The organism is Streptomyces sp. WM6378 (genome assembly GCF_001279695.1).
Taxonomy (GTDB): Bacteria; Actinomycetota; Actinomycetes; order Streptomycetales; family Streptomycetaceae; genus Streptomyces.
The window spans coordinates 1-18,324 of record NZ_LGDD01000022.1 but is presented as its reverse complement, the minus strand read 5'-3'; the positions used below and the strand labels follow the sequence as shown (position 1 = coordinate 18,324).

At 71.8% G+C, this 18,324-nt stretch carries 17 protein-coding genes and 1 pseudogene; 11 read left to right on the top strand and 7 right to left on the bottom strand.

Annotation, left to right across the window (positions count from 1 at the left end; translation table 11 throughout):
• Nucleotides 1-103: 103 nt before the first annotated feature.
• Nucleotides 104-793, bottom strand: a complete 690-nt coding sequence (locus ADK54_RS04335; protein ID WP_053724159.1) for a copper homeostasis protein CutC — start codon at nt 791-793, stop codon at nt 104-106.
• A 352-nt stretch (nt 794-1,145) separates the two neighbouring features.
• On the opposite strand from ADK54_RS04335, the gene ADK54_RS04330 reads away from it, so the two are divergent.
• The gene (locus ADK54_RS04330) at nt 1,146-3,401 is read left to right on the top strand and encodes a heavy metal translocating P-type ATPase (RefSeq protein ID WP_053724158.1); all 2,256 of its coding nucleotides are present in this window, start codon (nt 1,146-1,148) and stop codon (nt 3,399-3,401) included.
• Between the two features lie 83 nt (nt 3,402-3,484).
• Here the strand turns inward: ADK54_RS04330 and ADK54_RS04325 are convergent.
• Both ADK54_RS04325 and ADK54_RS04320 read right to left on the bottom strand, forming a co-directional pair.
• Nucleotides 3,485-4,021 (bottom strand): annotated as a pseudogene (locus ADK54_RS04325) (sigma-70 family RNA polymerase sigma factor); the annotation flags it as partial.
• A 145-nt stretch (nt 4,022-4,166) separates the two neighbouring features.
• Nucleotides 4,167-5,438 carry a hypothetical protein gene (locus tag ADK54_RS04320; RefSeq protein ID WP_159047623.1) on the bottom strand — a complete coding sequence of 424 codons (1,272 nt, stop codon included), beginning with the start codon at nt 5,436-5,438 and terminating at the stop codon, nt 4,167-4,169.
• A gap of 191 nt (nt 5,439-5,629) precedes the next feature.
• Here ADK54_RS04320 and ADK54_RS04315 point away from each other — a divergent pair, with 191 nt between their 5' ends.
• The 3 genes from ADK54_RS04315 to ADK54_RS04305 all read left to right on the top strand — a co-directional run bounded on the left by ADK54_RS04315 (nt 5,630) and on the right by ADK54_RS04305 (nt 8,289).
• Nucleotides 5,630-6,265 (top strand): hypothetical protein, encoded by a 636-nt coding sequence (locus tag ADK54_RS04315; RefSeq protein ID WP_053724156.1) that lies wholly within the window; start codon nt 5,630-5,632, stop codon nt 6,263-6,265.
• 82 nt (nt 6,266-6,347) lie between these two features.
• Nucleotides 6,348-6,878, top strand: coding sequence for a GNAT family N-acetyltransferase (locus ADK54_RS04310; protein WP_053724155.1), 531 nt, complete (start codon nt 6,348-6,350; stop codon nt 6,876-6,878).
• A gap of 205 nt (nt 6,879-7,083) precedes the next feature.
• On the top strand, nt 7,084-8,289 hold the full coding sequence (locus ADK54_RS04305; RefSeq protein WP_053724160.1) for a Cmx/CmrA family chloramphenicol efflux MFS transporter: 1,206 nt from the start codon (nt 7,084-7,086) through the stop codon (nt 8,287-8,289).
• Nucleotides 8,290-8,390: 101 nt separating this feature from the next.
• Here ADK54_RS04305 and ADK54_RS04300 read toward each other — a convergent pair whose 3' ends face one another.
• The 3 genes from ADK54_RS04300 to ADK54_RS04290 form a co-directional block, all read right to left on the bottom strand.
• Nucleotides 8,391-8,594 (bottom strand): cold-shock protein, encoded by a 204-nt coding sequence (locus ADK54_RS04300; protein WP_053724154.1) that lies wholly within the window; start codon nt 8,592-8,594, stop codon nt 8,391-8,393.
• A 273-nt stretch (nt 8,595-8,867) separates the two neighbouring features.
• The gene (locus tag ADK54_RS04295; protein ID WP_053724153.1) at nt 8,868-9,134 is read right to left on the bottom strand and encodes a DUF4031 domain-containing protein; all 267 of its coding nucleotides are present in this window, start codon (nt 9,132-9,134) and stop codon (nt 8,868-8,870) included.
• Nucleotides 9,131-9,490 (bottom strand): hypothetical protein, encoded by a 360-nt coding sequence (locus ADK54_RS04290; protein ID WP_053724152.1) that lies wholly within the window; start codon nt 9,488-9,490, stop codon nt 9,131-9,133. The genes ADK54_RS04295 and ADK54_RS04290 overlap by 4 nt, the downstream gene beginning before the upstream one ends.
• Before the next feature lie 114 nt (nt 9,491-9,604).
• Here ADK54_RS04290 and ADK54_RS04285 point away from each other — a divergent pair, with 114 nt between their 5' ends.
• From ADK54_RS04285 to ADK54_RS04260, 6 genes are all read left to right on the top strand, one after another.
• Nucleotides 9,605-10,522 carry a MurR/RpiR family transcriptional regulator gene (locus tag ADK54_RS04285; RefSeq protein ID WP_053724151.1) on the top strand — a complete coding sequence of 306 codons (918 nt, stop codon included), beginning with the start codon at nt 9,605-9,607 and terminating at the stop codon, nt 10,520-10,522.
• 31 nt (nt 10,523-10,553) lie between these two features.
• Nucleotides 10,554-11,483: an N-acetylmuramic acid 6-phosphate etherase gene (gene murQ / locus ADK54_RS04280; protein WP_053724150.1), complete on the top strand. Its 930-nt coding sequence runs from the start codon at nt 10,554-10,556 to the stop codon at nt 11,481-11,483.
• Nucleotides 11,484-11,529: 46 nt separating this feature from the next.
• On the top strand, nt 11,530-12,996 hold the full coding sequence (locus ADK54_RS04275; RefSeq protein ID WP_053724149.1) for a PTS transporter subunit EIIC: 1,467 nt from the start codon (nt 11,530-11,532) through the stop codon (nt 12,994-12,996).
• A gap of 66 nt (nt 12,997-13,062) precedes the next feature.
• The gene (locus tag ADK54_RS04270; RefSeq protein WP_053724148.1) at nt 13,063-13,398 is read left to right on the top strand and encodes a helix-turn-helix domain-containing protein; all 336 of its coding nucleotides are present in this window, start codon (nt 13,063-13,065) and stop codon (nt 13,396-13,398) included.
• A gap of 162 nt (nt 13,399-13,560) precedes the next feature.
• Entirely contained in the window at nt 13,561-14,733 is a 1,173-nt protein-coding gene (locus ADK54_RS04265) for a cytochrome P450 (RefSeq protein ID WP_234391920.1), read from the top strand.
• A gap of 80 nt (nt 14,734-14,813) precedes the next feature.
• Nucleotides 14,814-15,359 carry a cupin domain-containing protein gene (locus ADK54_RS04260; RefSeq protein ID WP_053724146.1) on the top strand — a complete coding sequence of 182 codons (546 nt, stop codon included), beginning with the start codon at nt 14,814-14,816 and terminating at the stop codon, nt 15,357-15,359.
• 11 nt (nt 15,360-15,370) lie between these two features.
• Here ADK54_RS04260 and ADK54_RS04255 read toward each other — a convergent pair whose 3' ends face one another.
• A complete protein-coding gene (locus ADK54_RS04255) occupies nt 15,371-15,862 on the bottom strand; it encodes a hypothetical protein (RefSeq protein ID WP_053724145.1) in 492 nt (163 codons plus the stop codon).
• Between the two features lie 213 nt (nt 15,863-16,075).
• Here ADK54_RS04255 and ADK54_RS04250 point away from each other — a divergent pair.
• Nucleotides 16,076-18,324: hypothetical protein (locus ADK54_RS04250; RefSeq protein ID WP_159047622.1), on the top strand; the 2,249-nt coding region annotated here is incomplete at its 3' end.

Sequence of the window (18,324 nt, the reverse complement as noted above, 5' to 3'; positions counted from 1 at the left end):
TCCCACCCCCGTCACGGGCGGGCGGGTGGGAAAGCGGGCCGGGGCTCAGCCCCACGCCCCCGGGGCCGCCCGACCCCGGGCCGGAAGGCCGCCCCGCACCCCCCTACGCGTCGAGCGCCGCCCGCCACTCCGCGACCGCCGCCGAAGACACCGGGGCGGCCCACCCGCCAGGACGGGACGCCCCGCCGATGTGCACCGCGTCAATACCCGCGGCGCGCAGCACCGGCAGGTGGGACAGCCGCAGCCCGCCCCCCACGAGGATCCGGGGTTCGTACCCCGGATCCCCCCGCCGCGCCGCCTCCGCCAGGAGAACGGGCAGCCCGTCGTCGACCCCCAGCCCGGATCCCGCGGTCAGGTACGTATCAAGGCCCGGCATTCCCGAGAGCTCCTTGCGGAGGGCGTCCCGGGAGGCCGCCCGGTCGATGGCCCGGTGGAAGGTCCAGCGGCACCCGGAGAGCGCGGAGGCCAGCGCCCGTACGGCCACCATGTCCGGCCCCCCGGTCTCGTCGAGGAACCCGAGCACGAATTCCTCCGCCCCCTCCGCCCGCAGCGCCTCCGCGGAACGTACGAGCGCGGAGACGTCCCCCGCCGCGAACCCGTCCGCCGCCCGCAGCATCACGCGCAGCGGGATGTCGACGGCCGCGCGGATCGCCGCGAAGGTCTCCAGGGGCGGGGTCAGCCCGTCGGCCGCCATGTCGGTGACCAGCTCCAGGCGGTCCGCCCCGCCGGCCTGGGCCGCGACGGCGTCTTCCGCGTCGAGCGCGATCACCTCAAGCAGTGCACGGTTGCTCATCTGACCCCATTCCTCCGTAACCCGGGCCCGGCTCGGCCCAAATAGGTCTAGTCCATTGACTAGCCTACGCCGCGAAATGCCCGCCCACGTGGCCGGTAAACGCGGCCGTACGGGCCTTTCCGCCGCACCGGAAGTCCAGGACCGCAAGCCCGCCCCGCCACCGGCAACCCCGCGAGGCCCACCTCATACCCACCCTCGGCGACGGGGCGCGACGGGCGGCCGCCCCCCGCAACCTCTTGCATCCCATACGCCCTGGGGGTATACATGGGCTTATCAAGATACCCCCAGGGGGTATTGAGGGCGCCACTATCACCCACAGATCCGACCACCCCTGACCCGAGGAGCCGCAGCCGTGACCACCACCACATCCGGCGCCGCCGATGTCGAGCTCGCCATCGGCGGCATGACCTGCGCCTCGTGCGCGGCCCGGATCGAGAAGAAGCTCAACCGCATGGACGGGGTCGAGGCCACCGTCAACTACGCCACCGAGAAGGCGAAGGTCACCTTCCGCGAGGACGTGTCCGTCGACGACCTCATCGCCACCGTCGAGGCCACCGGCTACACCGCCCAGGAGCCCACGCCCATACGGACCGAGGCCGAGGCCGAGGGCGGCACCGACCCGGACGGCGAGCTGCGGCCGCTGCGGCAGCGGTTGCTCACCGCGGTCGTCCTCGCCGTGCCGGTGATCGCGATGTCGATGGTTCCGGCCCTCCAGTTCACGTACTGGCAGTGGCTGTCCCTCGCCCTGACCGTGCCGGTCGTGACATACGCCGCCTGGCCCTTCCACCGGGCCGCCTGGACCAACGCCAGGCACGGCGCGGCGACCATGGACACGCTGATCTCGGTCGGCACCTCGGCCGCGTTCCTCTGGTCGCTGTGGGCACTGTTCTTCGGCACGGCCGGAATGCCGGGCATGACCCACCCCTTCGAGCTGACCGTCGGCCGCTCGGACGGCGCGGGCAACATCTACCTGGAGGCCGCCGCCGGGGTCACCGCCTTCATCCTCGCCGGGCGCTACTTCGAGGCCCGCTCCAAGCGCAAGGCTGGCGCGGCCCTGAAGGCGCTCCTCGAACTGGGCGCCAAGGACGTGACCGTTCTCCACGGCGATGGCAGTGAACTGACCATCCCCACCGGTGAGTTGAAGGTCGGCGACCGCTTCCTGGTCCGGCCCGGCGAGAAGATCGCCACCGATGGTGTCGTGGTCGAGGGGACGTCCGCGGTCGACGCCTCCATGCTCACCGGCGAGTCCGTCCCGGTCGAGGTCGCTCCCGGCGACGCCGTCACCGGTGCCACCCTCAACGCGGGCGGCCGCCTCGTCGTCGAGGCCTCCCGGGTCGGCGCCGACACCCAACTCGCCCGCATGGCCAGGCTCGTCGAGGACGCCCAGAACGGCAAGGCCGCCGCCCAGCGCCTCGCCGACCGGATCTCGGCCGTCTTCGTCCCTGTCGTCATCGGCCTCGCGCTCGCCACCCTCGCCTTCTGGCTCGGCAACGGCTCGGGCCTCACCGCCGCGTTCACCGCCGCCGTGGCTGTACTGATCATCGCCTGCCCGTGCGCCCTCGGCCTCGCCACCCCGACCGCCCTCATGGTCGGCACCGGCCGGGGCGCCCAGCTCGGCATCCTGATCAAGGGCCCGGAGGTCCTGGAGACCACACGCAAGGTCGACACGATCGTCCTGGACAAGACCGGCACGGTGACCACGGGCCGCATGACCGTCCTCGCCATCCACACCGCCGACGGCACCGACAAGGCCGAAGTCCTGCGCCTTGCAGGTGCGTTGGAGCACTCCTCCGAGCATCCCGTCGCCCGCGCGGTGGCCGACGCGGCCGCCTCCGAGGCCGGTCCGCTGCCGACCCCCGAGGACTTCGCCAACATCGCGGGCCTCGGCGTCCAGGGCATCGTCGACGGCCGCGCGGTCCTGGTCGGCCGCGAGAGGCTCCTGAGCGAGTCGGCGATGGAGCTGACCCCGGCCCTGAAGCGGGCGAAGGAAGGGGCCGAGGCGGCGGGGCGTACCGCCATCGCGGTCGCCTGGGACGGCGAGGCCCGCGCGGTCCTCGAAGTCGCCGACGCGGTCAAGGAGACCAGCCCCGAGGCGGTCCGCCGCCTGCGCGCCCTCGGCCTGACCCCGATCCTGCTGACCGGCGACAACCGGGCGGTCGCCGAGGCGGTCGCGGCGGAGGTCGGCATCGAGACCGTGTACGCGGAGGTCATGCCCCAGGACAAGGTCGACGTCGTCAAGTCCCTTCAGGCGGAAGGCCGTTCGGTCGCCATGGTCGGTGACGGCGTCAACGACGCGGCAGCCCTCGCCCAGGCCGACCTCGGCCTCGCCATGGGCACCGGCACCGACGCCGCCATCGAGGCCGGCGACCTCACCCTCGTACGCGGTGACCTGCGGGCGGCGGCGGACGCGATCCGGCTCTCCCGCAGGACGCTCGGCACGATCAAGTCGAACCTGTTCTGGGCCTTCGCCTACAACGTGGCCGCTCTGCCCCTGGCGGCGGCGGGCCTGTTGAACCCGATGATCGCGGGCGCGGCGATGGCGTTCTCGTCGGTGTTCGTGGTCGGCAACTCGTTGCGCCTGAGGAGCTTCAAGGCGGCAGACCACTGATCAGCGGACCGCTGAGCACCGGTGCTCAGGCCGTCAGCACGGTCAGCACCATCAGAACAGTCGGCTCAATCCGGGCTCGGCCCCTCGACCACCTCGCGACGGCCCGCGAGGCCGGTGTCGGGGGCGCCGCCCCTTACCCGGCGCCGGGCACGGGCCGCGAGCCGGCGGGCGGCGGCCGGAGTACGCCCGATGACGGGAGCGATCTCGTCGAAGGGCACGGCGAAGAGGTCGTGCAGGACGAAGGCGAGCCGCTCGGCCGGGTCCAGCGTCTCAAGGACGACGAGCAGGGCCAGACCCACCGAATCGGCGAGCAGTACGTCGCTTTCGGGGCCGGAGGCATCCGCGCCACCGGCCCTCGGGTCGTGCACGCGCGGCCCGAGCGGCGCCTCGCGGCGGCAGGCCCGGCCGCGCAGCAGGTCGAGACAGACCCGCCCGACGACGATGGTGAGCCAGCGCCCGAGGTTCGCCACCGCGACGGTGTCGGACCGGCCGAGCCGCGACCAGGCCTCCTGCACGGCGTCATCGGCCTCGTGGAGCGACCCGAGCATCCGATGGGCCACGGAACGCAATTGCCCCCGCTGCGACTCGAACCGCTCCGCCAGATATTCCTGCCCGTTCATGGCCCGCATCCCCTCGCCGCAACCCGATCCGTCACACCGCTGACGCGCCGGCGCCGGCGGATGTGACACGGGGCCGCCGGGGTACGACGCCGGCGGCCGCCTCACCGAGGCCGGCCGCCCGAGTCGTTTGTACGGCGGGGTGCCATCATCCGACCGTCTGTTCCGCCTCCGCCACGGGACGGGGCTCGGTCCGGGGATGCCGTTCCGGCTGCACGGCCGCGATGTAGGCGAGCACGGCCATCAGAGCCGGCAGCACCGCGATCACGGCCGCGAGACCGGCGACCCAGGACGGCGCGGCGGTGATCGCCAGGGCGCTGGAGAGGGCCCGCGAATGGAGCTGGCCCTCAAGGAGCTGTACGGAGGCCAGCGCCGCGGGCACCAGCACGCCGAGGGCGAGAACCACCGGCGAACCGCTGAAGGCCAGCGCCACCGCCAGCAGGAAGCACAGACCCGACACGCCGAGGTCTATGCCGGCGGAGCCGAGCGACGCGCCGCCCCGGTGCAGCGGGAGGTAGGCCAGGCTGCACACCACGAGCGCCAGAGACGTCAGCCACCTCGGCCACGCGCGGGGAGTGCCGCTGCCCTGCGTCTGCGCACGGCCGCGCCGTGCGGCGGCCGGGACGAAGACGTCGGCGGGTGCGCCCCGGGGGACCATGGGGAGGTCCGCCGGGGGATCCACGTACAACAGGGCGGAGTCCGGGCCGTCCGACGCCGACGCCAAGGCCGACGCCCTCGCGCCGGGCTGCGGCGCGTCCATGTGCTTCTCCTCGGCCAAGCGGCCGATCAGCTGCACGAGGTCCTCGACGGGCCTGTTGGTCGCGGCCGCCCTGATCGCCTCCTCTCCGCAGTGCCGCTCCAGCGGAGACCGGTGCAGCAGCGCCATCAGCCGGGAGACTTCCTCCACGGGCCGGCATTCGGCCGCCGCGCGGATCGCCTCGTCAGCACTGTCAGGGCTGCGCGGCGGCCGCGTCAGCAGCGCTACCAGCCGGGAGATGTCCTCCACCGAGCGGTCCATGCCGACCGCGTGGAGCGCGTCGACCGTGGCGCGCGCGTACTCCGGCGACTGCTCCAGGAGCGTGATGAGTTGTACGACCTCCTCCAACGGCCGGTCGGCGACGGCGGCGTGCACCAGGCTGTCGACCGGGCTGGAGTACGGGGACCCGGGCTTGCCGACGACGGGTCCCGCGTCCTCGGCCGGCTGAGTCGGGGCCGCGTCCTCGACCGGCCGGGCCGGGGGCGCTTCCTCGACCGGCCGGGCCGGGCGTGCTTCCTCGGTCGGCGGAGGCGGAGGCGGGGGCGGGGGCGGGGGCGCTTCCGCGACACGTTCCGCGTATCCGACCGGCGGGGACGGGTCGGCCGAGGGGAGAGGAGGTATGCCCGGCGGGGCGGGTAGGGGTGACGAAGAAGGTGTCGTCATACTCGGCTCCATGGGGACGGGTGCGTTTGCGTTTGGCCCATCTGTGCACTGAGTTACCAGTTGTTGCCATTACCTGGTGGTGGACCCCTTCGCGCCACTTGGATGCGGCATCTGTGTGAGCACCCCTCAGCCGATCGGCGCACACGGTGAGCAGGAGGGTGGGAGAACCGGCCCCCGATACCCTCGGCCGCATGCCCGAAACCGACGCCCTCCGCGCCCGCTGGCACACCGCCCTGCTCACCGCCTCCCCCGCCGCGCGGCCCGGGCCGTACGCCGACGCCCTGCTGGCCCGTTGGGCCGAACCCCACCGCCGCTACCACAACACCGCCCACCTCCAAGCGGTCCTGGACCACATCGACGTACTGGAGCAGTACGCGGCCGACCCCCATCTGGTGCGGCTGGCGGCCTGGTTCCACGACGCCGTCTACTTTCCGGACCGCTCCGAGAACGAGGAACGCTCCGCCCGCCTGGCCGAACGCGCCCTTCCCGAGGCCGGGTTGAGCCAGCAGGACACCGTGGAGGTGGCGCGCCTGGTGCGCCTGACCGTCACCCACGCCCCCGAGGACGGCGACGCCAACGGCGCGGTCCTGTGCGACGCCGACCTCGCGATCCTCGCCGCCGCCCCGGAGGCATACGCCGCGTACGCCGCCGCCGTACGCGAGGAGTACGCCTTCGTGCCGGACGAGGCCTTCCGGGCCGGCCGCGCCGACGTGCTGACCCAACTCCTCGCCCTGCCAAGGCTGTTCCGCACCCCGCATGGAGAACGCGAGTGGGAGACCCCGGCCCGGGAGAACCTTGAGGCGGAACTGACTCTGCTCACCGTCTGATCGGCCGCATAATCACCACGGGCCCAACGGCTCCGAGCCCACCGCCCGCCGCACAACTCCCGCCGGAAAGCAGGTAACCCGCGTGCTCCCCGTGACAGTCCAGGCCGACCGCATCGCCCTTCACGAGCTGACCCGGGCGTCGGCCGCGGAGCTTCAGGACGGCGGCGACGGCGGCTGGGAGTGGGCGCCCGGCGGCCCGCACGAGGGAAGCCGCTTCGCCGCCGGAAAGATGCTGGCGGGCCTGGAGACCGGTCGGCACCGCACGGGCTGGGGCGCGTACGTCATCGTCCGCACCGAGGACGCCCGGGCCATCGGCGGCATCGGCTTCCACGGCCCGCCGGAGGACGGCCGCGTCGAGATCGGCTACGACCTGGCGGAGTCCGTACGGGGCCGGGGGTACGCGACCGAGTCCGTCAGGGCGCTGACCGCCTGGGCGCTGGCGCAGCCCGACGTCGAGGCGGTGTACGCCACGACCGACGAGGACAACACCGCCTCGCAGCGCGTCCTGGAACGGGCTGGTTTCCGCCGCATCGGCGACACCCCGCGCCCGATAGGCGGCCGGGAGGCCCAGCACCTCTTCGAACTGCACTTCCTCGACCAGAATCGGGACTGACCGGAACCGGGATCGGCGGGGAATTCCACAATCGCTGAATAGCCCGGGAACACCCCGAGGAATACGGAACCAGCCACTCGCGTTGGCACCCGATATGCCCGCCGAGCCCATACCCACGCCCGCGCCCGCCCCCACTCCCCCCGCAGAAAGCCTCTCCGGCTCCGCTTCGGCGAACTCCTCCGGCTCCGCCCCCGCGGCGAAACGCATGCCGCTCGCCGTCTACATCCTGGGCCTGTCCGTCTTCGCGCTCGGGACGAGCGAGTTCATGCTCACGGGGCTGCTTCCGGCCATCGCGGACGACATGAGCGTGTCGATTCCGCAGGCGGGCCTGCTGATCTCGGCCTTCGCGATCGGCATGGTGGTGGGTGCCCCGCTGCTCGCGGTGGCCACGCTGCGGCTTCCGCGCCGCACCACCCTGATCGCGCTGATCACCGTCTTCGGCCTGGGCCAGGTCGCGGGCGCGCTGGCCCCGAACTACGCGCTGCTCTTCGTCTCGCGCGTCGTGTCCGCGCTGGCCTGCGCCGGATTCTGGGCGGTCGGCGCGGCGGTCGCCATCGCGATGGTCCCGGTGAACGCGCGGGCCCGCGCGATGGCCGTCATGATCGGCGGCCTGTCGATCGCGAACGTACTGGGTGTGCCGCTGGGCGCGCTGCTCGGTGACGGCCTGGGCTGGCGGGCGGCGTTCTGGGCGGTCGGCGCCGCCTCAGCGATCGCGCTGGTCGGCATCATGACCCGCATCCCGCGCATCCCGCTGCCCGCCGAGAAGCCCCGGCTCAGCCGGGAGCTGCGGATCTACCGCGACCCGCAGGTGCTGCTCTCCGTCGCGATCACCGCACTCGCCGCGGGTGGCGTGTTCTGTGCGTTCAGCTACCTCAAGCCGCTCCTCACGGACGTCGCGCACGTGGACGCGGGCTGGGTTCCGGCCGTGCTCGGCCTGTTCGGCGTCGGCGCGCTGATCGGGACGACGATCGGCGGCCGGGTCGCCGACGCGCACCTCTTCGGCGTGCTGCTCAGCGGCATCACCGCCTCGACGGCGTTCCTGGTCGCGCTCGCGCTGTTCGCGTCGACGCCCGCCGTCGCGATCACCCTGTCGTTCCTGATCGGCCTCTCGGCGTTCTACACGGCCCCCGCGCTCAACGCCCGCATGTTCAACGTGGGCGGAGCCGCCCCGACGCTGGCAGGCGCGACCACGACGTCCTCGTTCAACCTGGGCAACACCGCGGGCCCCTGGCTCGGCGGCATCGTGATCAGCGCGAACCTGGGCTTCGCCGCCACCGCCTGGGCGGGCGCCGCGATGACGGTCCTCGCCCTCGTCCTGGTCACCGCCTCCCTGCGCCTGCACAAGTCCCGGTCCCGCGTGGTGGCCCGCTCGACGGACCACACCCTCGCGGCAGCCCGCGTGGAGGTCTGACCCGTCCGAACCCGTACGCGCGAAGCGCCCCGCACCCGATTCCTCGGGTGCGGGGCGCTTCGGTGTCCCCCCGGCCGGAACCGGGGTCACGGGGTCACTGCTTAGGCGGGGGTGACGTTCTCCGCCTGCGGGCCCTTCGGGCCCTGGGTGACGTCGAAGTTGACCTGCTGGTTCTCCTGCAGCTCACGGAAGCCGGTGGAGTTGATCGCGGAGTAGTGGACGAAAACGTCCGGGCCGCCGCCGTCCTGCGCGATGAAGCCGAAGCCCTTTTCCGCGTTGAACCACTTCACGGTGCCGGTTGCCATGTGTTTCCCCTGTCGAGGATCGCGGGGCACTGGCTTGTCAGTACCCCTGGGTGAGGTGATCGCCCTGGTCCTCGGACATTGCTGCACAGCAAACGCCCACGGCGTAAACCGCGGGCGCTGAGACTTCGGAACCACGACTACTGGCAAGGAAGTTAGCCGATCCGCAGTCGTCTGGCTACGGGCCGCAGCCGAACCGGCGACAAGATCCCGCCAGCGGGGTCCCCCGACCGGCGCCGGGAGGCCGTTCCGCGCACCCCCTCGCCGGAGCTTTCCTCAGGCCGGCCGCCCCTTCGGCCGCCGCAGCCCCGCCTCCGTGAGACGGCGCACGAGCTCCTTCGAGCCGATCTCCAGCGCGCCGGCCCGCACCGCGTCGTCGTACCGGTGCGCGGGCACGTCGTAGTGATCACGTTCGAAGGCTCGCGGCGGGCAGCCGATGGACGCCGCGAACGCGTGCAGCTCCTCGTACGAGACGTCGCTGACCAGGTGCGACCACATGCGGCCGTGGCCCGGCCAGGTCGGCGGGTCGATGTACAGGGTCATCCGCCGAGGCCGCCGACCGGGGCCACCACGACGCCCGCCTTGCCGCACACCCAGTGCGGGTCGGGCCCGAGCTCCGGCTCCACGTCCAGGGCGTGCGGATCGCCCGCGTCGCACACCGGGCACAGCGGCCAGCGCCCGTACCGCTCCAGGAGCGCGTCCTGAACGTCCTGGGCGACGAGCCCCGCGACGTACTCCGTGCCCTCGGGCCACTGCTCGACCCACCAGCGCCGGTGGGTGACCGCGTCCTCGACCAGCGAGACGACGTCCGCGTGCGCCACGTCGCGCGCCGCCAGATCCGCCAGCACCAGGGCGCGGGCGGCGTGCAGGGCTTGCTCCAGAGGTTGTACGTCGTCCATGCCCCCCATTGTCACCCCGGCCACACCCGGAGCCCGAGCGGAGGGACCAAGGGCCGCGCGGTGACGGGACCAAAGGGGGTTGACCGGAGAAGCGGCCGAAAATATCTTTCAAGAGTGACCAATGACGTGAAGGAAAGTTTCAGCTGCGGCGCCCCGCCCGCACCGGCGGCCCTCGCGGCCAAGGTGCGCACGCTCGCGCCGTCCATGACCCGCTCCATGCAGCGGGTCGCCGAAGCCGTCGCCGGCGACCCGGCCGGCTGCGCGGCCCTCACGGTCACCGGCCTCGCCGAGCTCACCGGCACCAGCGAGGCCACCGTGGTGCGCACCGCCCGCCTCCTCGGCTACCCCGGCTACCGCGACCTGCGCCTCGCGCTCGCCGGGCTCGCCGCCCAGCAGCAGTCGGGCCGAGCCCCGGCCGTCACCGCGGACATAGCCGTCGACGACCCGATCGCGGACGTCGTCGCGAAGCTCGCCTACGACGAGCAGCAGACCCTCGCCGACACCGCGGCCGCCCTCGACACCGTCCAACTCGGGGCCGCGGTGGGCGCGTTGGCGGGCGCCCGGCGCATCGACATCTACGGCGTCGGCGCCTCTTCGCTGGTCGGCCAGGACCTCGCGCAGAAGCTCCTGCGCATCGGGCTCATCGCGCACGCCCACACCGACCCGCACCTCGCCGTCACCAACGCGGTGCAGCTGCGCTCCGGCGACGCCGCGGTCGCGATCACCCACTCCGGCTCGACCGGCGACGTCATCGAACCGCTGCGGGTCGCCTTCGATCACGGCGCCACCACGATCGCGATCACCGGCCGCCCGGACGGCCCGATCTCGCAGTACGCCGACCACGTCCTGACCACCTCGACAGCCCGCGAGAGCGAACTGCGCCCGGCCGCCATGTCGTCCCGCACGAGTCAACTCCTCGTCGTGGACTGCCTGTTCATCGGCATCGCCCAGCGCACGTACGAGACGGCGGCCCCGGCCCTGTCCGCCTCGTACGAGGCACTCGCCCACCGCCACAACCCCCGCACCCGCTAGCGCCGTACGCAGAGAAAGAGCCGCCCACGCCATGACCACCCAGGACTACGCCGAACTCCGCGCCGAGCTCGCCACCCTCACCACCGAGGCGTTCCGGCCCGACCTCGCGGAGATCGACCGGCTGCCGACCGCCGAGATCGCCCGGATCATGAACAGCGAGGACGCCACGGTCCCCGCGGCCGTGGCCGAGCAACTGCCCGACATCGCGGCGGCGATCGACGCCACGGCCGCGCGGATGTCGCAGGGCGGCCGGCTGATCTACGCGGGCGCCGGCACGGCCGGGCGGCTCGGCGTCCTCGACGCGAGCGAGTGCCCGCCGACGTTCAACACCGACCCCTGCGAGGTCGTCGGGCTCATCGCGGGCGGCCCGTCCGCGATGGTCAAGGCGGTCGAAGGCGCCGAGGACTCCAAGCAGCTGGCGGCGGAGGACCTCGACGCCCTGCACCTGACCCACCTCGACACCGTCGTCGGCATCTCGGCCTCGGGCCGCACCCCGTACGCGATCGGCGCGGTCGAGCACGCGCGCCGCACGGGCGCCCTCACGATCGGCCTGTCCTGCAACGCGGGCAGCGCGCTCGCGGCGGCCGCCGAGCACGGCATCGAGGTCGTGGTCGGCCCCGAACTCCTCACCGGATCAACGAGGTTGAAGTCGGGCACGGCCCAGAAGCTGGTCCTCAACATGATCTCGACGATCACCATGATCCGGCTCGGCAAGACCTACGGGAACCTGATGGTCGACGTACGGGCCTCCAACGAGAAGCTGCGCGCCCGCTCGCGCCGCATCGTGGCGCTTGCGACCGGCGCGGACGACGCCGAGATCGAAGCCGCGCTCGCCGCGACGGACGGCGAGGTGAAGAACGCGATCCTGGTCATCCTCGGCGGCGTGGAGGGCCCCGCGGCGGCCCGCCTCCTGACCGAGAGCCGAGGCCACCTGCGCACGGCCCTGCACGCAGCCCCCTGACCCCCCGCTCGGCCCCCTCGACACCGCACAGCAAGGCACCCGCACCATGGCACCAGAGAACAAGAACCGCGCCACGGCCGCCGCGATCCTCCCGCTCGTGGGCGGTGCGCGGAACATCGGCTCGATCGCCCACTGCATGACCCGCCTCAGGCTCGGCCTCAAGGACCGCGCCCTGGTCCAGGACGAGGCGTTGAAGGCGCTGCCCGCGGTCCTTGGCGTGGTCGAGGACGACACGTACCAGATCGTGCTCGGCCCGGGAACGGTGGCGAGGGTGGCCCCGGAGTTCGAGACGCTGGTGGCGGAGGATTCCCCTCAACTACCCATCACAGCCGATGAGTTGGCGGATCGCGGGGCCGAGCTGAAGGCGGCCCGCAAGGAGCGGAACGCGACCCCGTTCAAGCTCTTCCTCCGCCGGATCGCGAACATCTTCGTGCCGCTGATCCCGGCGCTGATCGGCTGCGGCATCATCGCGGGCCTGAACGGCCTGCTGGTGAACCTGGGCTGGCTGACGGGCGTGACCCCCGCGCTCGCCGCCATCGCGTCGGGCTTCATGGCGCTGATCGCGGTGTTCGTGGGCTTCAACACGGCGAAGGAGTTCGGGGGTACGCCGATCCTGGGCGGGGCCGTGGCGTCGATCATCGTGTTCGCGGGGGTCGCGAAGATCACCGTCTTCGGCCAGACGCTCGCGCCCGGCCAGGGCGGCGTCCTCGGCGCCCTGGGCGCGGCGCTCCTCGCCGTATATGTGGAGAGGTGGTGCAGGCGCTGGGTCCCCGAGGCCCTGGACGTCCTGGTCACCCCCACCCTGACGGTGCTGATCTCGGGCCTGGTGACCCTCTACGGCCTGATGTTCCTGGCGGGGGAGGTCTCGACGGGCATCGGCCACGGCGCGAACTGGCTCCTGGACAACACGGGCGCGTTCGCGGGCCTGGTCCTGGGCGGCCTGTTCCTGCCGCTGGTGATGCTGGGCCTGCACCAGGCCCTGATCCCGATCCACACGACCCTCATCGAGCAGCAGGGCTACACGGTGCTGCTCCCGATCCTGGCGATGGCGGGCGCGGGCCAGGTCGGCTGCGCGGTGGCCGTGTACCTGCGCGCCAAGCGCAACGAATCGCTGCGCAGCACCATCAAGTCGGCGCTCCCCGCCGGATTCCTGGGCGTGGGCGAACCGCTGATCTACGGAGTCTCGCTCCCCCTCGGCCGCCCGTTCATCACGGCCTGCGCGGGCGGGGCAGCGGGCGGCGCGTTCGTGGGCCTGTTCTCGATGCTGGGCGACAAGGTGGGCTCGACGGCGATCGGCCCGTCGGGCTGGGCCCTGTTCCCCCTGCTCCAGGGCAACCACGGCCTGGGCACGACGATCGCGATCTACGCGGGCGGCCTGCTGACGGGCTACGTGGTGGGCTTCCTGGCCACGTACTACTTCGGCTTCACCCGCCAGTCCTTGACGGACCTGAACGCGACGCCTGCCCCGGCGGAGCCCGCCACCCCCAAGGCGATGGAGCCCGCCCACTCGTAAGGTGGGCGAGGGTCGGCACCGCCCGGCCCAACTGCCGTACAGCCAAGGCGAAGAGGGGGACGCGTCATGGACCACGCCCGAGGAAACCCGGCCCGCGAGAAGACACTCACCAAGGGGTACGCCGCGGCCTCCAAGGGCGCGGCCAAGGTGGCCCGGTTCCGCCTGGCCGTGTCGTTCGCGAAGGCCGTCCTCGACCGCCGCAGAGAGCTCGGACTGTCCCAGGCCGAGGTCGCCGAGCGCTCCGGACTCTCCCAGGCCAAGATCGCCCGCATCGAGAGCGCGGCCTCCTTCCCGACCCTCCCGCTGCTGCGCCGCCTGGCGGTGGGCCTGAACGCGTCGCTGAACATCGCGATGGACGCGGACCGGGAACAGATCACCTTCACCGCCCACCCGGCCGCCTGACGTCCCGGACACCGCCCGGAAGGGTGACTTTCCCGGTGTGCCCGGCTGCGAAGGCGCCTGTACGGGGAGCTGTCCGAGTAAGAGGACTGTTTCCCAGCGGGGTGGTGGCCGATGAAGTCAGCTGAACCTGTATCAGGCCGGTGTCCGGCACGTCTGTGGGCCGTGGAAGACCTGCCGGAGTTGGACTTCGACCCGTTCCTCCGCGAGTCGCTGAGAGAGCGGCCGGTCTCACGCATCAGGCTGCCGCACGGGGAAGGCGAATGCTGGCTGGTGACCCGGTACGACGACGTCCGGTTCGTCACCTCGGACCCCCGCTTCAGCCGGGACATCATCGGCCGCCCCATCCCGAAGATGACCAAGCACTTCATCCCGATGGACCGGGCGCTCAGCTTCGTGGACCCGCCCGGCCACGCCCGGGTACGCGCGGTGGTCGCCCCGGCGTTCACACAGCGCGCCATGGACCGGCTGCGGCCACGGGTCCAGGAGCTCCTGGACCTGCGCGTGGACCGGATGATGGCGGCCGGGCCGACCGCCGACCTCGTGGAACACGTCACCTCGCCGTTCCCCTTGGACGTGGTCAGCGAGTTGATCGGGGTGCCGCCCGCCGACCGGCCGCAGATCCGTGCCTGGGCAGGGACCCTCCTGAACAGGACGTCCGACGAGGCGGCCGCCGACCGGGCCCGGCAGGGGCGGGAAGCCGCCTGCGCCTACTTCCGCGACCTGGCCGCACAACGCCGTGCCGAACCTCGGGACGACCTGATGAGCACGATGGTCGCCGCCGTCGACGACGGCCGCATCGACGAGGAGGAGCTCCTCGCCCTCACGACACTCATGGAGCTCAACGGCTGGCACGCCGTCTGCAACAACACCACGAACATGGTGTACGCCCTGCTCACCCGGGACGGCCTGATGGACCGGCTGCGGTCCGAGCCCGCGCTGGTGCCACGGGCCGTGGACGAACTGCTGCGCTGGATCCCCCACAAGCACGGCGTCGGGCAGCCGCGCATCGCCACCCAGGACGTCGAGGTGGGCGGTGTGCTGATCCGTGACGGCGAGTTGGTCTACGTCTCCTACGTCGCCGGCAACTGGGACGAGCAGGTCTATCCCGACCCGGACCGGATCGACATCGAGCGCCAGGGGCCGCCGCACCTGGCCTTCGGGCACGGTCCGCACTACTGCGTGGGTCCGCTCCTCGCCCGCATGGAGGCGGAGGTTCTCCTGTCCACCCTGCTCAACCGGCTGCCGGACCTGCGCCTTGCGGTCCCGGCCGAGCAGGTGCGCTGGCCGACCGGGGTGCTGATCCGCGGCCCGATCGACCTGCCGGTGGCGTGGTGACCTCACCCACCTGACCCCACCCACCGCCCTGCCTGCCGGCCTGTCCCGCTGCCGTGCCCCCGCCCGAAAGGATCCGCACGATGACGCTGCCCTACGTCCCCGACGGCCTGGTGGTGCCACCGGGAGAGGGCCGCACCCTGGTCACCGCGGCACAGCACGTGACCTTCAAGGCGACCGGTGAACACTCACGGGTCGCCTCCAGCTTCGAGGTCGTCGTCCCCCCGGGATTCGACGTCGGCGCCCACGTGCACACCCGCAGCGAAGAGCTCTTCTACGTCCTCGAAGGCGAGCTCGACGTCCTCGCCTTCGAACCGAGCATCCGCACCCGCGACAACTGGCGCGCATGGGAATCCCCGTCGGGAAAGCGGTGCGTCCGGGCGGCCGCCGGAACCGTGATCGTCGTCCCGGCGGGCTGCCCGCACGCGTTCGCCAACACCTCGGGCGAACCGGCCCGGATGTTCTTCCAGGCATCGCCCCCGCCCGACCACGAGCGCTACTTCGAGGAACTCTTCGGCATCCTCGACTCCGGCCCGCAGGTGGACCAGGAAGCCATCGCCGAACTGCGCCTCCGCTACGACATCGAACAACTCACCCCCATGGAAATGACCCCGCCCCGCATCGAGTGAACGCCCCGCCGTCAGGCCCTTCCCCGCCCCCACTCCTCGAACTCCTCCACCACGTTCCGCAGCCGCCACGGCGCGGACTTCAGGAACATGCCGCGCAGTTCGGTGACCGGCACCGCAGCCGGGCAGTAGTCCTCGTCCTCGTACAGGTCCTCGTGGTCCGGGTCCTCCATCGGGTCGCCCGGCACGCCCACGAACGGGCCCTCCCAGGTGTCCGGGTCGATCGGCGCCGCCGGGTTCACCTTCCACACCGCGCCCGCCCGCACGCACACCTCGCCCAGGTACCACGCGGGCGCGGTCACCCTCGGGGTGTGCTGCGCGGCCCGTACGTCCTCCCACTCGGACGAGGCGAAGTCCGCCCGCACCGCACGCTCCAGGTCGTCGACCGAAGACGGGGAGAAGTCCCAGGCGCCCGGGTGCGACGCGGCCCACTCCGCGAACGCCGCCTCCTGTTCCGCCAGCCACGTCCTGAGCCGGGGATGGTCCGTCCACTGCTGCTCGTTCATGACCGACGAGGGTACGGGAGTGGTGTAAGGGGCTTGTGGAGATGGGGAGTTGGGAGTTTGGCGGGCTGGAAAACTGTGGGGCTGCTGTGGCGCGGCAGGGCTAGCGTGTGGGCTGCGCGGCACCATTGAGCACGGGGGCCCCTGGTGTCGCGGCACGCTCCACGCCCACCTCTTCGGGCTCCCGGGGAAAGACACGCTCGCGTGAACCAGCCGATGTCTTCGAGATCCACGTCTTCGATATCCACGCGCTCGATATCCACGCCTTCGACATCCACGCGCCGGCACCACCTCTGGGCGCGCGCCGCGGTCGCGCTCACCACCGTCGGCATCCTCTCCGTCAGCGGCCTGCCGCAGCTCCAGGGCACCGCCGCCGCGGCGGTCAAGGCGCAGCGCTGCGACGAAATGTTCAAGCTGCCCAGCAACCCGACGGACCCGAGCAAACTGCCCTGGGCCAAGGGCGACGCGGTCCGGCCCGAGACCGATTGGGACTCCTACGGCTTCCCCAACCAGCGCCAGGCCATGGACGGCCTCTCCCTGCCCGACGACCCTGCCGCACGCGACAAGATCCTCGCCAAGCTCGACAAGCCGTACAAGAGCTACCCGGAGGGCACCCCCGACCGGGTCTACGCGACGTACAAGGACTACCTGAAGCGCAACGGCAACACCGACACCAAGTACGGCGGCTTCGGCAACTGGCTGACCGAGGCCTACATCGAGGTGTACGGGCGCCAGCCGCGCGGCGAAGCCTTCCACGGCAAGGTCGTCAAGGACCTCGGGCTGACCGGTCCGGACTGGATCTGCGAGGAGACCGTCACGGTCACCGACCCGGAGACCGGCGAGACCTACCAGCGGCGCTACGACGCGTTCAACAAGGTCACGAAGGAAGCCGTCGAGATCAAGTCCGGTGGCAACCACGACACCTCGCAGGCGCCCAAGGACCGGGCCTTCCTGAAGGACCCGAAGTTCAAGGACTACAAGCTGCGGTACGCCTTCGGGCAGCCGCAGTCCGAGGACACCGTCAAGTACACGGACGGGCTCAAGAAGCTCGGCGGGCAGGGCCGGGTCACGACGTACGAGCACGTCTCCACGCCGGAGCCCGAGTTCCAGCCCGGCAAGTACACCGCCCAGGACACCGCCAAGAGCATCGGGCGCGGCGCCGACGTCATCCGGCAGTCGCCGCCGACCCCGGCCGACATGAAGCGGCAGCTGGACCGCATCCGGGCCGCCGACCCCGAGGGCATGCGCGTGCGCGGCCCCGGCGGCGTCGACTTCTCCACGCTCGAACTCCGCTACGTCGGCAAGCCCGTCAAGGGCCAGGGCCTCAACTACTCGTTCTCCGCGAACAAGGTCGACGAGTCCTCCGGCCTCGGCTACGGCGGCCAGCAGAAGGCCGAGCTCATCTCGGACTCCTTCTTCACCTGGCTCGCCCTGACGCCCGAGAAGTTCTGGGTCAACCTCAACCCGGACCAGCCCGACAAGATCATGGACAAGACGTTCGGCAAGACCGACGCCGGACGCGTCCTGCTCCAGGCCGACCTGGAGATGAAGCACGACTACGCCAAGGACATGGACCCGCGCACGGGCATCGGCAAGCAGCTCTTCGACAAGCTCAAGGCCGAGAACATCCCCTGCACCCACGGCGTACGGAACTGGATCGTCCCCAAGCCCGCCGAGGTCCGCGAGCAGAACGGCGGCCTGTACATCCTCGACGCCCCGCTCAAGGTCAACTCGGTCCCGCAGGAGGTCAAGACCCCGAGCCCGAACGGCCCGTGCAACCTCACCGACGCCCAGCACAAGCGCGTCACCGAGCTCATGGACACGATGATCGTGCCGGACATCGAGAAGAAGGTGAACACCGACGCCCGGTACGCCGACCTGCGCGCCGTCTACAACGCGCGCGTCGCGGCCGAGTGGATCCGCCAGCAGGACGCCAAGTCGCCGACCGACTACCACGCGATCATCAACAGCAACAAGGTCACCGACTGGCCACTGCGCGGCAAGAACGCCTCCTGGACGCCCGAGCAGACCTACAAGGACTACGTGAAGTCCTTCACCCAGGGCGACTACAGCTACCCCTGCGAGAGGGCCGGCCAGCCCGGCACCTGCGTCATGGGCGGCGTCGACTTCTCCAAGTCGCCCAAGCAGAACGTCACCCAGGCCAAGTTCACCGCCGAGCACAAGAACCTGCCCCGTACGACCGACATCTCCGTCAAGGCGATGACCGACGACGCCGAGAGCAGGGCACTGCTCGCCCTCGGCGGCAACACCGCAGCCCACACCGGCACGGGCGGCGGCACGAACCCGACCCCGACACCCACGCCGACCCCGACTCATACGGGTCAGCCGTCCACGCCACCCGCCACCCCCACCCCCGGCCCCACCGGCCACCCGCCCCCCCCCGGGGACCAACACCCCCGCGGCGGCCTCGCCCACACCCGCACCCGGATCGCCCCGATCCCGGG